This is a genomic window from Acinetobacter sp. AOR14_HL (genome assembly GCF_027855175.1).
GTDB classification, from domain to species: domain Bacteria; phylum Pseudomonadota; class Gammaproteobacteria; order Pseudomonadales; family Moraxellaceae; genus Acinetobacter; species Acinetobacter calcoaceticus.
On record NZ_JAKTII010000011.1, the window covers coordinates 263675 to 278941 of the forward strand.

Sequence of the window (15267 nt, forward strand, 5' to 3'; positions counted from 1 at the left end):
AGGAATAGAGATGCGAGATCAGGGGCGATTAGTCGAATGGTTCGACGAAAAAGGTTATGGCTTTATTCAGCCAGATGATGCTGAAAAAGAGCGAGTCTTTTTGCATATCAAAGATTTTGCACGCCCCGGTCCTCGGCCCATTATTGGCTGTGCACTGGAATATCTGGTTATCCTCGATGAACGTGGTCGCTTTCGTGCCCAGCAGGTAACCTATCTAAAAGCATCTCAAACTCGTAAAGCTTCAAAGCCAGCAAAAACAGAATCTGCTTTTCAAGCTAAACCATGGTCTGCCATGCAAATGGGGATCGTATTTTATTTTGTTTTAATGGGCATTATGAGCTTTATACATACTTTGCCAGCTTACACCTTGTTGTTTGTTTTAATGATGAATGTGCTGAGTTATTGGCTCTATTCACAAGACAAAGAAGCTGCACAATTGGGGAATCGCCGTGTGCCTGAACAAACATTGCATATTGTCAGCTTTCTAGGGGGCTGGCCTGCTGCATGGTGGGCACAACAAAAACTGAGACATAAAACACAAAAACAACCCTTTCGTAAGATTTATTTTTGTACCATATTCCTTCATTTACTTTTGATTTTGTGGCTAATTTCTCCCTTAAACGTATTGCGGGGCTCATAAAAGTAAATCGTTTTATTAAACTCGAGAGGTATAAAAATGAATAGTTCTATCGACCAAGATTCAAATCGTACTTTAACGCTTATTTTATATGTACTTTATATTGTTGCCATTTTTACAGGCGGCTTACTTGCGGTTATTGCTCTAATTATTAACTACGTGAAACGTTCTGATGTGCAAGGTTCAATTTTTGAGAGCCACTTTACATGGCAAATCAGAACATTCTGGTGGTATCTTGCTTGGAATATTATTGCCTTTTTGCCGTTTATTTTCTTGTTCTTTACGGGTGAAAATCCTGATCTGTTTGCAGGGGTTGCAATCTCATCGACCGTATTCTGTGTAGGCGTAATTACTGCTGCGTGGATTTGGATTGTATATCGTGCAATTCGTGGCTTGATTGCGTTAAATGATAATAGACCGATGTATCAATAAACCATGATTATCGAACATGTGCATTTGAGCATAAAGGCTGGGCAAAGTGAGGCGTTTCTTGCGGCATTCGAGCAGGCCAAACATATTGTCTATCCAATGGAAGGCTTTAATGCTGTCCAGCTGATTAGACATGCAACTGATCCTCATCATTATATTTTAATGATTTTTTGGGATGAGATTGAAAATCATACCGAAGGTTTTAGAAAGTCTGAGGCTTATCAGGAATGGAAGGCATTGCTCCATCCATTTTATGATCCAATGCCGACAGTTGAGTACTATCAACCCTGCATATTATTGAAGAAAAAATAATAGATAAAAAAAGAGAGCATTATGCTCTCTTTTTTATTCTTGAATTCTTTTGATTTTTTTGGTTGGAAGCTTAATTTTTAACTCACTCACTAAAACACCTAATACCACTAAAGCACCACCCAAAAGAGCAATGACTGGTAAACGCTCACCAGCAATTCGACCAATAATGCCCGCCCAAACGGGTTCTCCTGCATAAATAATTGCAGCACGTGAAGGGTCAACCACACGTTGAGCCCAGTTCATCACAAATTGAATGAGTGCGCTGGCTAAGCCTAATGCAACAGCAATCAGCACCAGAGGCCATGAAAATGCTGGAATCGTATGTTCACCAACCACAGGCATAATGGCAAAAGAAATTAGAGAGGCAACACCGAGTTGAATGATGGTGACACGGCGTAAATTTACTTTTCCAGCAAAATAGCTAATAAAAATAATTTCTAAAGCAATCGCAAATGCGCCCAGTACTGTTAAAAGCTGCCCAAAGCTTAATGAAATTTGCTTAAAACCATTTCCTGTCAACAAAACAAGACCAGCAAAAGCAAGGGCTGCTCCAACCCAAGTCATGATGTGTGGAGTTTTTCTAAAGATGAGCCACATTAAAAGAGGGACAAGCGGCACATAAAGTGACGTTAAAAAAGCGGATTCACTACTTGGAATGGTTTGAAGACCAATCGTCTGTGTGCCATAGCCCGCCGCAATTACAAGGCCAATCGCACTCCCTGCACCTAAATCTTTTAACGTTATGCCTTTCATACTTTTTAATGAAATAACTAATAACGTTAAGGCAGCTACAGCAAAGCGACAGCCCACAAAAAACATAGGTGACGAAAAATTCAGTGCATACTGCACAGTAAGGAATGTTCCACCCCAAATAATGGTAATTAGGATGAGAGCTAGCTGTGGGGCTTTGCTTGAGCTCAGAGAAATTGGTGACATATCTGATCAGGAGAAATTGTGCAATATACTGCACATATTGCAGTATTCCTATGTTTTGTGCAATATATTGCTCATATTTTCTTTGTTACTTATTTTATGACCCAGTCCAGCACCGTTTTACAGCACGTCGGCACAAATATTCGTTCATTAAGAGATGAGCGAGGTTTAAGCCAGCAGGATTTAGCCGATCAGGCTGGTGTGAGTAGACGGACAATCGCTGCTTTAGAAACGGGGCAAGTCAATATTAGCTTGGCTAAACTTGATGCGATTGCGGTAGTGTTGGGCGTAGATTTTAGAACGATTGTGAGTGCGCCAGAGCTCAAAGAACAAGCCTTAGTGAATGTACTAGCTTGGCAGGGAGACAAAGAAGAAAGCAGCGCAACTTTACTGGCTTCAGTTCCATCTCGGTCTCAAGTTGAGCTTTGGACATGGTCGTTGGCAGTGGGGGAATCTTATATTGCCGAAGCAGATGCGGAAGGATGGCAAGAACTAATTTATGTATTAGAAGGTGAGTTGACCATACAATTTACCGATAGCATAAAAATAATTCCTGCTGGTTCATCTTTTAGTTTTGCTAGTTCAGTGACTTATACCTATATCAATAGTGGTAAACAAGTGCTTAAATTTATTCGAAATGTAGTTTATTGATTGAAAATATATCTTTCATATCAGCAATAAAAAAGAGCCTAAACAGGCTCTTTTTTACATCTTAAAAATTAAAGACGATTTTCATCTAACAAAAGCTGAGCTTCACGAAGGCTCAGTGTGCCTTCATAAATTGCACGGCCTGTAATCGCACCTAAAATGCCTGGTTGGCCTATTAAGTTGCGAACGTCATTAAGGTTAGTTACGCCACCAGAAGCAATTACTGGTAAGCCTGAGTATTGAGCCAAGTTTACAGTTTGCTCAACGTTTACCCCTTGCATCATGCCATCACGAGCAATGTCTGTGTAAACAATGCTAGACACGCCTGCATCTGCAAAACGTTTTGCTAAATCAGTTGCTTTAACGTCAGTTACATTAGCCCAACCGTCAGTTGCAACCATGCCATTCATGGCATCAATACCAACAATGATGTGGCCTGCAAAGCGTTTACAAGCTTCTTCAACAAATTCAGGCTCTTGAACAGCTTTAGTGCCAATAATGACAAAAGTCACGCCAGCTTCTAAATAATGCTCAATTGTTTCTAAAGAGCGAATACCACCACCAATTTGAATTGGTAATTCTGGCTGAGCTTTAGCAATTGCTTCAACAATAGGTTTATGAATTGGAGTGCCTGCGAAAGCGCCATTCAAATCGACCAAATGCAAACGACGTGCGCCTTCATTTACCCAATGCTGGGCAGTTGCAACTGGATCGTCAGAGAAAACTGTATCGTCTTCCATACGCCCTTGTTTTAAACGCACACATTTACCATCTTTCAGGTCAATTGCAGGAATGATTAGCATGCTTCCGCTCCTTGCTTCATCATGATTATGAAATTTTGCACATCTTAGCAAAGTATTGATCAATCGCTAAGCCTTAGAAAAGACTTTTATAACTTTACGCTCGAAGTGCGGTTTGAATAGTTTGAGAAATGTGAGCGGGTAATAGTTTTTGTTTTCTGAGCTCTTGAAATACCAATAAAGCAGCATATGCATCGGCAGCAGCGTAACTGATTTGCTGAGAGCTAAGTGGCTTTCGTGCCCAGTTTGACGTTCCGATTTTTTTCGACTTTGCAAGATATTGCTCAAATAACAGCGCCACTGCTTTTTGTACACCCAGTTGTTGTTTAAAACCAAAATAGCTAAAGCCTTTTGCGAGGTCGACACAACCTTCGAGTTCAATCCCTTTTTTATGAAAAATATGCTTATCGTTTTTGAGGCCAAAACCGACTTTGATTTGTTTTGGGTTAGATAAAATAGGCTGTAAAAATTTTAAAGTCGATGAATTTACATGAAACAGATATGCTTTTTGTTCAGTCGCTAACTGAATAAGATGTGGACCAGTTGAGACTTCGCCCACCCGAAACGTGGGTTTTGATTCGGAATCAAATCCTAAAAAATGGGCTGCTTTTAATTCATTTTCAATATTTTTACATTGCTCGATATTTTCAATCACCACAATATTTTGGTGGGTAAGATTTTCAAAAGGAGGAAGCTGCTGAATAGAGGCTTTATCAAGAAGGGGGGAAGCTTCAGACATATTTATAGTGTAGAAAAGAATTGAGCTATTAGCTTTATATATGAATAAAGCCTAGAGAACTAGGCTTTATCAATGATTTAACAATGTTTATGGTTGGGTTGTTGAGCTAATTTTAATTTGTTGACTTTTTTCAATGTAAGTTTGATAGCTTGGGACTGCTATTGCAATAATGCCAACAATAAAGAGGATTGGAATAATGACAATATAAATCCAACCCAATATACGCTCCCAACTTGGCGTTGCCCGCGCTGGACCGTAGTCGTTAGTACCTTCATCACCTTTAGCTGCAAAAAGATAAATCATAAGGCCAATATTTACCAAGGGTACGAGTAGAAGTAGTGACAGCCAACCACTATGATTTCGATCATGTAAACGACGAATCATAAGTATAAAAGTAGAATAGAAATATGCGATATAAAAAACAAATAATAAAATGAACCCAACCGTGACAGGTACATTACTGCTGGGTTCAGCTACCAGACCAGCAGACATACCAATCACTGCAAAAGCACTAGTGAAAATAATAGCATAAAGCAGTAACCATGCTGCATAAGAGAGTCGTCCAAAACGACCACTTGCTTTAAAGGGGGAATCTTGTTGAATCGGTTGATTTTCAAAAGGTGAATTCATTTTGTTTTCCTGATCATTTGGTTTTATTTAAAAGTATAAATATTCAATATTTTATTGAATAAAATATCATTTTATAAGTGATTGGTTATTATTATAAATAAAAAAAAAGATCAGGCCATCTAGACCTGATCTTTTTCAGTTTTAAATGAGATTAAATATTCCATTCCACAAAGTTTTTAAGTAACTGCAAACCAGCAGTATGACTTTTCTCTGGGTGGAATTGAGTCGCGAATAAATTATCTTTGTGAATTGCTGTGCAGAAGTTCACGCCATAGTCACAGGTCGCAGCCACAACGCTTTCATCTTTTGGCTCGACATAATAACTATGTACAAAGTAGAAACGTGCATCTTGTTCGATGTTGTTCCACATAGGGTGGCTTGGGTCCAATTGGTGAACCTGATTCCAACCCATATGAGGCACTTTTAACCCTTCCATTTGAGGGAAGTGTTTTACTACGCCGTCAAAAATACCTAGAGCATCTACACCGCCATTTTCTTCAGAACTTTGTAGTAATGCTTGCATGCCCACACAAATCGCAAGAACTGGCTTATTAAAAGCAGCTTTACGTACGACTTCATCAATGCCTGCTTCACGCATACCTTGCATACAGTCGCGCATTGCGCCAACACCCGGGAAAACAATTTTGTCGGCTTGTGCAATTAATTTTGGTTCATTGGTCACATCGACTGTAGCGCCCACATACTCAAGTGCTTTAGCTGCTGAGTGTAGATTGCCCATGCCATAATCAAGTAACGCGATACGTGTCATTAGAGGCTACCTTTTGTCGATGCAATCGTGTTTTCTGCACGTGGATCAACTTCACATGCCATACGTAAAGCACGAGCTAGCGCTTTGAACACACTTTCAATTTGATGGTGGCTATTTTTACCTTTCAAATTATCGATGTGTAAGGTCATAAGCGCATGGTTTACGAAACCTTGGAAAAACTCAGAAAATAAATCGACATCAAACGTACCGATTCGTGCACGGGTAAATGGAATATCCATAAATAAACCCGGACGACCAGATAAATCTACAACAACACGAGACAAGGCTTCGTCTAATGGTGCATAAAAATGACCATAGCGTTTTAAACCTTTTTTATCGCCTAAAGCTTGTGCAAAAGCTTGTCCAAGCGTGATTCCACAGTCTTCTACGGTGTGGTGATCGTCAATATCGAGGTCTCCGTCACAATGAATATCGATATCAAATAAGCCATGTCGCTTGATTTGGTCAATCATATGGTCTAAAAATGGAACTCCAGTGTTTAGTGTGCCTTGACCAGTACCGTCGAGATTTAATCGAACTCGAATTTTGGTTTCATTGGTATTTCTAACCACTTCACTGATACGTTGCGTCATGGACACGTTCCTCAAAAAACGTCAAAAATGATTGGATGTAACGATAATTTCGCTGTGACGAATTCGTGACAGCATCATAGTTTGCTCAGGAGGGTTAATCAATGCCTATTACCGTACATGCTTATAGTTCTCTAGATAATTCAGAGATTCGCGATCAGCTTGAGCGACTGTATGATACAAGTCCGGAGTTTGGTGACGGGCACGATGCGATTGAACAACTTGAACAAGATTTACAACAGTATACCACGCTATACACTGCCGAATTTAACACCAAAATTATAGGGGCAATGTGGTCTTCAGGACAAGGCGAAAGCAAGGTTCTTGAATATATTGTTGTGCATCCTGCCAACCGTGGTCGTGGGGTAGCAGAGCGTTTAGTTGAAGAAGCTTGTCGTATAGAAGAGTCAAAAGGCGTGAAAATTTTTGAGCCGGGTTGTGGTGCTATTCATCGCTGTTTGGCTCATATTGGTAAATTACACCATTAAAAGTCCAGTTCGTATGTGATGGTGATTTAAAAATAATCACTTGTTACAAAAAACACGGAAGTTGCTTGACGTGATCATATAAACATTGTTTAATACGCCCACTTCGGCGTGATAGCTCAGTAGGTAGAGCAACGGATTGAAAATCCGTGTGTCCCCAGTTCGATCCTGGGTCTCGCCACCATTATATGTGTTTTCAATCCCTGATCCCATCAGGGATTTTTTTTGAGTATAAAAAATACTCATTTAAATCAAAAACTCAGGATAATAGTTGACTATTGTTCTGAGATACGGCTTAATACAGGCCATCGGCGTGATAGCTCAGTAGGTAGAGCAACGGATTGAAAATCCGTGTGTCCCCAGTTCGATCCTGGGTCTCGCCACCATATTCGAAAAAGCCTCATACATAACGTATGAGGCTTTTTTCATGCCTATTGTTTTATGTGAACAAATCATTTTCTTACTTGTGGGTAAAATGAGATTTATCCACAAGCACTGTCACTTATCCCCAAGTTCTTATTATGTCAAAGCTATAACAAGTAAGGGCCTAATCATGTGAACTATCGTTAATTAGACGTTTTCCTAAACATACCGCTTCTACTTCGTCATAGCCGAGCTGTTCATAAAAATTCAGTACATTTAGGTTATCTTTACGCACCAATAATTGTAGTTTTGGGCAGCCCCGAGCAATCAGTCGCTTTTCAAGCTGCTGAACGAGCGCTGTAGCTATTCCTAAGCGTTGTTGGTGGGGGTGAACAGCCAAATAATTAATCCAGCCTCTATGGCCGTCATAGCCGCCCATAAGCGTGCCAATGAGTTGCTCATCTTTAATGGCAACCAAAAATAAATCATCTTGTTGTGAGACTTTTCTGAAAATATCGGTTTCAGGATTATTCCAAGGACGAGTCAGGCCGCAGCTTTCCCATAAAATAACGACATCTTCCAGATCCGCATTTGTAAATTGACGAATAATAAACATATGGATTTCTACTTTTTGTTTTGATGTGCTGAAAAGATAAAATAAAAATTCGGGCTTGAGCAGTATTTTATGAATAATTTAAACAAATAAAAAAGCACCCCCATAGGAGTGCTTGAATTAAACCAGTTATTTAAGCTGATTTTGCAACTGGTGCTGCTTGAAGCATTTGACCTGTTTCTTCGAAGTTTGCATGCCAAGACAATGCTTCACGAAGTAAATGAGGCGTATGTCCCCCTTTAGCGCATGCACGATCAAAGTAATCATTTAATGCATCACGGTAAAGTGGATGTACACAATTGTCGATAATAGCGCGAGCACGTTCACGAGGTGCTAAACCGCGTAAGTCTGCTAAACCTTGCTCTGTCACTAAAATATCAACATCGTGTTCACTGTGGTCAACGTGACTCACCATTGGCACGATAGAAGAGATATCGCCGCCTTTAGCAATTGATTTAGTCACAAAGATCGCCAAGTGAGCGTTACGAGCGAAGTCACCTGAACCACCAATACCGTTCATCATTTTAGTACCGCACACGTGAGTCGAGTTCACGTTACCGTAAATATCAAACTCAAGTGCAGTATTAATGCCGATAATACCTAAACGGCGAACCAGTTCAGGGTGGTTAGAAATTTCTTGTGGACGAAGTACTAATTTGTCTTTGTAAGCTTCAATATTGCCAAAAACTTTTTCGCCACATTTTGCAGAAAGTGTAATTGAGCTGCCAGAAGCAAATTTCATTTTGCCTGCATCAATTAATTCAAAAGTACAGTCTTGTAATACTTCTGAGTACATGATGAGGTCTTCAAAGTCAGAATCTTTTAAGCCTGTTAATACAGCATTGGCAATAGAACCGATACCTGCTTGTAATGGGCCAAGGCTTTTTGGTAAGCGACCTTCAGCAACTTCTTTGTTAAAGAAAGCGATCAGGTGGTTTGCAATGCCTTGAGTTTCATCATCTGGCGGAGTTACCGTTGATGGTGAGTCATGCGTATCGTTAAATACAATACCGACAATCTTTGCAGGATCGATTTGGATTGCTGATGTACCAATGCGCTCATCCACTTTTGTTAATGGAATTGGAGTACGTGTTGGACGATAGGTGGGAATGTAGATGTCGTGCAAACCTTCAAAGCTTTCGCTTAAAGATGTGTTGATTTCAACAATTACTTTCTCGGCAAAAATAGCAAAACTTGCAGAGTTACCCACAGAAGTCGTTGGAATAATGCCGCCATCTTCAGTAATTGCAATTGCTTCAATCACTGCAACATCAGGACGTTTAAGCTGTTGGTTACGCATTTGCTCAACAGTTTCAGACAAATGTTGGTCAATAAACATAACTTCGCCATTGTTAATGGCGCGACGTAAGGTATTGTCCACTTGGAATGGCATACGACGAGATAAAACACCTGCTTCCGTGAGTTGTTTGTCTAAGTCGTTACCTAAGCTGGCACCCGTAATTAACGTGATTTTTAACGGATTTTTCTTTGCAAGTTCTACAAGTGCTTGTGGAACAGCTTTAGCTTCACCAGCACGAGTAAAACCACTCATACCTACGGTCATTCCATCTTCGATGAATTGTGCAGCTTGTTCAGCACTGATGACCTTGTCATGAAGAGAAGCTAGGCGAATACGACTTAAAGACATTGGACATCCTCAGAATTGTCAAAACATAGGGGATTTTAGCTATGAAAAATTGAAAAGTGCATAGGTGTTAGGCTAAGGTCTAATTTTGTAAATAAATGGTGGTATAAAATATATTTATAGTTTTTATTTTATTGATTTTTAATTATTTTATTTGTCTTTAAAATGAGGCTTTTAATAACTAACTGGTTAAATTAAAAGCGCTCACTCAAAGTTTGTTTTATTTTTTCTAATGGATTGATCGAGCTATTTTCTTCAGTGCTTGGTTTCGGGATAGGTAAAGAAATAATAACTTCTAAACCGCCTTGTTCACGGTTATGAATTTGAATTTCACCATGATGAATATCAACAATACGTTTGACAATCGCAAGACCAAGACCGCTTCCTTGAACTGTTCTTGCCGAGTTTCCTCTAACAAAAGGTTGCATTAACTCTTCTATTTGATCTGCTGGAATACCTTCACCATGATCGGCAACAGTAATTAAAATATGTTCATTTTCAACTTTTGCACTGAGCTCTATCGGTTCAGCACCATAGCGTTTTGCATTGTTAATCAGGTTGGCAATAAGTCGCTTTAAAGAAAGGCTACGTGCCGGAATAATTGGCACATCCTGCATTTCGAAGTGAATATCAAGTGGCTTAAACTGGATAACAAGTTCTTGCAAAAGCATATTGATATTGGTGTCTTTCAATTCTTCATCTGAGCCATCACGCATATAGGAAATGAACTGATTAAGAATCGCATCCATATCATCTACGTCATAGACCAGACCTTCACGTAAAAACTCATCAGGTAACATTTCCGCCGTTAAGCGAATACGTGTAAGAGGAGTCCTTAGATCATGTGAAATGCCGGCCAGCATAATACGTCGTTCACGCTCAGTTTGGTCAAGCGTATAAACCATGCGGTTAAAGGCTTGGTTCACCTGACGAATTTCCAGTGGACCATGATTAGTATCTAAATAGGGAGCTGTTCCAGCCTTACTATATTCATTGGCAGCATTTTGCAAACGACGTAAAGGGCGGTTCATCTGCCTAACTAAAATCAGAATAATAATAGCTGAAAGTAATGGAACACCAACGATCCAACCAACTAATAGCTCAGGGCTATAATTGGCATAGGTTTTTAAAGGTTCACGGACCCAGTTCCCGTGCATTTCAGGTGTTTGAATCCAGATGCGTGGGCTAGGCTTAAACTGGAAGTAAACCGTAACATCCTTCGTCCCAATCTCATTTGCCAGTTTTTGTTCGATCTGATTGGTAAAAAACTCAGCAATAACTTTATCGCGGACGCTTGGATATTCTTTGGGGTTGGTAACGTATTCAATACCAACGCGATTACGTAACCACGTATCAACATCAACTTCGTTGTCACGATGAAAAATTCGTATATCTGGATTGTTGACGAGTTCAAGTTCAACTGCTAAATAACGGGCGTGTTGTTGAATTTCAGGTAAATAGAGGGTGCGCCAAAAGAACCATAACGACATAAACAAGCTAAAAAATACCACCAGCAGTACCAGAATGGTGGTACGCATGGCAGCAGAGCGTGGCTTAATTTTGTCGAGAAAACGTTCCCACCGAGTTCGTTTCCGTTCAGAGTAGGTAGCGTAGTCAGTAAAGTTTTGTGGCGCGATTGGTTCTAAACTCACTCTATTTTATCTCAAGCTTATTCCGCACCATCTGGAACAAATACATAACCCACGCCCCATACAGTTTGGATATAACGTGCACGTGCAGGATTATCTTCAATTAAACGACGTAGACGAGATACTTGGACGTCAATTGAACGTTCCATTGCACCCCATTCACGACCACGAGCCAAATTCATGAGTTTGTCGCGCGTTAATGGTTCACGTGGGTGTTGTACCAATGCTTTTAATACTGCAAATTCGCCAGTCGTTAAGGTAACGATTTGTCCTTCGCGTGTCAGCGTGCGGGTAGATAAGTCTAAAGACCATGGTCCAAAGCTTACAACTTCAACTTGTTGGCTTGGAGCACCGGGAACTTCACGAACTTGGCGACGCAATACAGCACGGATACGGGCTAAAAGTTCATTTGGGTTAAATGGTTTTGGTAAATAATCGTCTGCACCAGCTTCCAGACCTGCAATACGGTCTGAATCGCTACCACGCGCTGTTAACATGATAATAGGTGTATCAATATTTGATTGGCGTAAACGACGGCAAATACTCAAACCATCTTCAACTGGCAACATAAAGTCGAGTACGATAAGTGAAAATAACTCACGTTGTAATAAACGGTCCATTTGCGAAGCATCGTGGGCAGTTTTTACAACAAAGCCTTTATCTTCCAAAAAACGTTGCAAGAGGGTACGTAAACGCACATCGTCATCGACCACTAAAATACGTTCGACACGATCCGTTTCGTTGTGTACGGTTTCAGGATGTTCAGCAGGTACAACTAAACTCATGATGTACTCCCTTTTAAAGTCATAATTTATATATTATTGGGTCGGTCAGGCTTATTGCCAGCAAGCCCTCAGTATAATGCTGATGTTCTCGTTAAGACTATGTATCAATTTGCTCAAAATTACAATTTTCAAGGTGGTTTGAAACCAAAAAACAACATCTTAAGCCCATAATTTAGCAAAGACTGATCTAAAAAAACAAATACTTAAATATTTGATAAATTTTTAATAATTAAATAGTAATAACTAATTGTTTCAAATAGGTTATTTTAGGTAAATCAACTTGGTTGTTATAAAGTTTTTAATTGTTGAAGTAAGTAGATAGTTGGGTTTGTTAAAAGATTGGACGAATAAAACGTTGTTGAATCGCTATATTTTTAGCTTTTGAGGAATGTATCAATATGATCATTTTCTCATAATTTATAATAAAATTTTGTCACTTTCATGACACAAGGCCTACGTTTATATTTTATAAAGATTAAAAAACAGAGCTCAGCCTCAACTTTTTCATACTTGAACTCCTGTTTTTATGTGCTCTAGTAGTCGTAAAAACTATAAATATTCAGAGTCAATACAAAAAAACGTTTTGAATACGCAAACAAGTGTGGATTTTATGGGCTTGGTCTTTATAATCAGTGCTTTTAAACTTTATCCTTGTGGGATCAAACACGATGACTGACTTAGTTCAGCAGTTGGCAAGTGAGCTTGCCGTACGTCCAAACCAAGTAGAAGCTGCCATCCGCTTAATTGATGAAGGTGCCAGTGTTCCATTTATTGCCCGTTACCGTAAAGAAGTAACACAAGGTTTAGATGATACGCAGTTACGCCAATTAGATACTCGTTTAGCGTATTTACGTGATTTATATGAGCGCCGTGAAAAGGTTATTCAGTCATTGCAAGAACAGAATAAATTGAGTGATGACTTGTTGGCGCGGGTGAATGCAGCCGAAACAAAAAATGCTTTAGAAGAAATTTATGCACCGTATCGCCCTAAGCGTACAAGTAAGTCTTTTAAAGCAAAAGAAGCAGGTTTAGGACCAATTGCTGAAAAAATTATTGCAGAACAAGTTGACCCAACAGAAGCATTGGCTGGATTCAGTCACGAAGACTACCCAGATGTTGAAAGTCAGTTAGATGCGATTCAGCATATTCTGATTGATGACTGGGCACAAAATATTTCACTTACTACAGAATTAAAAACAACTTTTGCAAAAACTGCGGTTTTAAAAAGTGCAGTTGCATCTGAAGAAAAGAAAGAAGTTGGTAAAAAATTCCGTGATTACTTTGAATTCTCTGAAGGTCTAAACAAATTACCTTCTCATCGTTTATTGGCGATGTTACGTGGTCGTCAAGAAAACGTATTGGGTTTGAAAGTAGATGGTGAAGATGATGCACCATTGGCGCGTATTGAAACTGAATACAACCTTGAGCAAATTCAACCTCAAGCACGTCAGGATTTCTTAAAGCAAACTGCAAAATTATTCTGGTTAGGTAAGATTCGTCCTCAAATCGAACATTCATTGCTGACAGAAAAACGTCTTACTGCCGAAGCAGAAGCAATGCAGGTATTTGCTGAAAATCTTCGTCATTTATTATTGTCAGCACCAGCTGGTAGCCGTACGACTTTGGGTGTTGACCCTGGTATTCGTACAGGTGTGAAACTTGCAGTGATCAGCGATGCAGGTGATGTACTTGCTCACAGCACGATTTATCCATTTGCTCCAAAAGAAGATAAAGAAGGCTCAATCGCTGAACTTGCACGCCTATGCCGTGAATATAATGTAGAGCTCATTGCAATTGGTAATGGTACAGCTAGCCGTGAAACAGAAGCTGTTGTTGCTGAAATGATGGCTGCGAATACTGATCTGAATTTAACACGAATCACTGTAAGTGAAGCGGGTGCATCTGTTTACTCTGCAAGTGAACTTGCGTCGGCAGAACTTCCAGAACTTGACGTTTCAATTCGTGGTGCAGTTTCTATTGCTCGCCGTTTACAAGATCCACTTGCTGAACTTGTTAAGATTGATCCGAAATCAATCGGTGTGGGCCAATATCAACACGATGTGAACCAAACTGGTTTGGCAAAAACACTTGATGCAGTGGTAGAAGACTGTGTGAATGCTGTCGGTGTTGATGTAAATACCGCTTCACCAGCAATCTTGGCTTATATCGCAGGTTTAAACAAGGCAATTGCTCAACAAATTGTTGAATACCGCAAAGAGCATGGCCGTTTTGATAACCGCCAAGCGTTGAAAAGCGTACCACGTTTAGGCGAGCGTACTTTTGAACAGGCAGCTGGTTTCTTGCGTATTCAAAATGGTTCTGAACCTTTAGATGCCTCTTCTGTTCACCCTGAAAGTTATGGTCTTGTTGAGAAAATTGTTGCAGCAAAAGCAACAACTGTTAAAGACATCATTGGTAATACCGAAATCATTCGCCAAGTAAAAGCTGATGAATTTGTTGATGACAAATTTGGTTTACCAACAATTCAAGACGTTTTAGCTGAACTTGAAAAACCGGGTCGTGACCCACGTCCAGAGTTCCGTACTGCTAAATTCCGTGAAGATATTACTGAAGTTGGTCAATTGACAGAAGGTATGCAGCTTGAAGGTGTGATCACTAATGTCACAAACTTTGGTGCCTTTGTTGATATTGGTGTACATCAGGATGGCTTAGTTCATATTTCTGAATTAGCAAATGAATTCGTATCTGATCCGCATAAAGTTGTAAAACCGGGCCAGATTGTACAAGTGCGTGTTATGCAGGTTGATGTTGAACGTAACCGCGTGAACTTAAGTATGCGTGCTGAAGGTTCTGCGCCTGTTAAAGCGCCGCGTCCACCACGTCGTGAGCAAAATACAGAACAGCGTTTTGAGCGTAAACCTCAAGCTAAGCGTCCTCAACCGCGTAAAGATCAAGCTGAACGTCCTCAGCGTAGCAAGCAAGATAAACCACAAGAACAAAAGATTGGCGGTTTAGGTGCATTGTTACTACAAGCAGGGATTAAAGGCTCTAAATAAGAGTTTTTAATTGATAAAAAGGCCTCCAATCGGAGGCTTTTTTTATGGGTTAAGAATTATTTTTTAACAGTTCTATAAAAGCAAATAAGAAAAAAATCGCAGTCGTAAAGATGAGGTGAATCTTAAGATCAACAAAACGTTGTGAAACCTACAATCAAATATACAACGTTATAGCATAACTCAACTTTAACGATATCCAGTTGTCCGACACCATCAACCAAGC

Annotated in this window: 16 protein-coding genes, 2 tRNA genes and 1 pseudogene; 8 read left to right on the forward strand and 11 right to left on the reverse strand. The window is 39.8% G+C overall.

What is annotated here, in order from left to right:
* Positions 1-10: 10 nt before the first annotated feature.
* The 3 genes from MKL38_RS11425 to MKL38_RS11435 are packed head-to-tail and all read left to right on the forward strand — an operon-like array spanning position 11 to position 1378.
* Positions 11-640: a DUF1294 domain-containing protein gene (locus MKL38_RS11425; RefSeq protein WP_209831777.1), complete on the forward strand. Its 630-nt coding sequence runs from the start codon at positions 11-13 to the stop codon at positions 638-640.
* Between the two features lie 36 nt (positions 641-676).
* Positions 677-1069: a DUF4870 family protein gene (locus tag MKL38_RS11430; RefSeq protein WP_270903315.1), complete on the forward strand. Its 393-nt coding sequence runs from the start codon at positions 677-679 to the stop codon at positions 1067-1069.
* A 3-nt stretch (positions 1070-1072) separates the two neighbouring features.
* The gene (locus MKL38_RS11435; RefSeq protein ID WP_045433515.1) at positions 1073-1378 is read left to right on the forward strand and encodes an antibiotic biosynthesis monooxygenase family protein; all 306 of its coding nucleotides are present in this window, start codon (positions 1073-1075) and stop codon (positions 1376-1378) included.
* A gap of 33 nt (positions 1379-1411) precedes the next feature.
* Here the strand turns inward: MKL38_RS11435 and MKL38_RS11440 are convergent, their stop codons facing one another.
* Positions 1412-2314, reverse strand: a complete 903-nt coding sequence (locus tag MKL38_RS11440) for a DMT family transporter (protein WP_270903316.1) — start codon at positions 2312-2314, stop codon at positions 1412-1414.
* A gap of 96 nt (positions 2315-2410) precedes the next feature.
* Here MKL38_RS11440 and MKL38_RS11445 point away from each other — a divergent pair, with 96 nt between their 5' ends.
* Positions 2411-2962 (forward strand): XRE family transcriptional regulator, encoded by a 552-nt coding sequence (locus MKL38_RS11445; protein ID WP_270903421.1) that lies wholly within the window; start codon positions 2411-2413, stop codon positions 2960-2962.
* 68 nt (positions 2963-3030) lie between these two features.
* Here the strand turns inward: MKL38_RS11445 and hisA are convergent, their stop codons facing one another.
* From hisA to hisB, 5 genes are all read right to left on the reverse strand, one after another.
* Positions 3031-3762, reverse strand: coding sequence for a 1-(5-phosphoribosyl)-5-[(5-phosphoribosylamino)methylideneamino]imidazole-4-carboxamide isomerase (hisA, locus tag MKL38_RS11450; protein WP_270903317.1), 732 nt, complete (start codon positions 3760-3762; stop codon positions 3031-3033).
* A gap of 94 nt (positions 3763-3856) precedes the next feature.
* Positions 3857-4498: a 3'-5' exonuclease gene (locus MKL38_RS11455; protein ID WP_270903318.1), complete on the reverse strand. Its 642-nt coding sequence runs from the start codon at positions 4496-4498 to the stop codon at positions 3857-3859.
* Positions 4499-4585: 87 nt separating this feature from the next.
* Complete coding sequence (locus MKL38_RS11460) at positions 4586-5128, reverse strand: DUF805 domain-containing protein (protein ID WP_231764467.1); 543 nt, start codon at positions 5126-5128, stop codon at positions 4586-4588.
* A gap of 151 nt (positions 5129-5279) precedes the next feature.
* Positions 5280-5897 carry an imidazole glycerol phosphate synthase subunit HisH gene (gene hisH / locus MKL38_RS11465; RefSeq protein WP_270903319.1) on the reverse strand — a complete coding sequence of 206 codons (618 nt, stop codon included), beginning with the start codon at positions 5895-5897 and terminating at the stop codon, positions 5280-5282.
* On the reverse strand, positions 5897-6490 hold the full coding sequence (gene hisB, locus MKL38_RS11470; RefSeq protein ID WP_004639787.1) for an imidazoleglycerol-phosphate dehydratase HisB: 594 nt from the start codon (positions 6488-6490) through the stop codon (positions 5897-5899). The genes hisH and hisB overlap by 1 nt, the downstream gene beginning before the upstream one ends.
* Before the next feature lie 101 nt (positions 6491-6591).
* Between hisB and MKL38_RS11475 the strand changes: the two genes are divergently transcribed.
* The 3 genes from MKL38_RS11475 (at position 6592) to MKL38_RS11485 (ending at position 7358) form a co-directional block, all read left to right on the forward strand.
* Complete coding sequence (locus MKL38_RS11475; protein WP_003653877.1) at positions 6592-6975, forward strand: GNAT family N-acetyltransferase; 384 nt, start codon at positions 6592-6594, stop codon at positions 6973-6975.
* A 105-nt stretch (positions 6976-7080) separates the two neighbouring features.
* A tRNA-Phe gene (locus tag MKL38_RS11480) sits at positions 7081-7156 on the forward strand.
* A gap of 126 nt (positions 7157-7282) precedes the next feature.
* A tRNA-Phe gene (locus tag MKL38_RS11485) sits at positions 7283-7358 on the forward strand.
* A gap of 161 nt (positions 7359-7519) precedes the next feature.
* Here MKL38_RS11485 and MKL38_RS11490 read toward each other — a convergent pair.
* From MKL38_RS11490 to ompR, 5 genes and pseudogenes are all read right to left on the reverse strand, one after another.
* Positions 7520-7951, reverse strand: a complete 432-nt coding sequence (locus MKL38_RS11490; RefSeq protein ID WP_004789884.1) for a GNAT family acetyltransferase — start codon at positions 7949-7951, stop codon at positions 7520-7522.
* A gap of 130 nt (positions 7952-8081) precedes the next feature.
* Positions 8082-9596 (reverse strand): acetyl-CoA hydrolase/transferase family protein, encoded by a 1515-nt coding sequence (locus MKL38_RS11495; RefSeq protein ID WP_270903320.1) that lies wholly within the window; start codon positions 9594-9596, stop codon positions 8082-8084.
* Between the two features lie 35 nt (positions 9597-9631).
* Positions 9632-9760, reverse strand: a pseudogene (locus MKL38_RS11500) (hypothetical protein).
* Positions 9761-9787: 27 nt separating this feature from the next.
* Positions 9788-11245: an ATP-binding protein gene (locus MKL38_RS11505; RefSeq protein ID WP_005038215.1), complete on the reverse strand. Its 1458-nt coding sequence runs from the start codon at positions 11243-11245 to the stop codon at positions 9788-9790.
* 17 nt (positions 11246-11262) lie between these two features.
* On the reverse strand, positions 11263-12027 hold the full coding sequence (gene ompR / locus MKL38_RS11510; RefSeq protein WP_000060753.1) for an osmolarity response regulator transcription factor OmpR: 765 nt from the start codon (positions 12025-12027) through the stop codon (positions 11263-11265).
* A 668-nt stretch (positions 12028-12695) separates the two neighbouring features.
* Here ompR and MKL38_RS11515 point away from each other — a divergent pair.
* Positions 12696-15044: a Tex family protein gene (locus MKL38_RS11515; protein ID WP_270903321.1), complete on the forward strand. Its 2349-nt coding sequence runs from the start codon at positions 12696-12698 to the stop codon at positions 15042-15044.
* Positions 15045-15267: the final 223 nt, after the last annotated feature.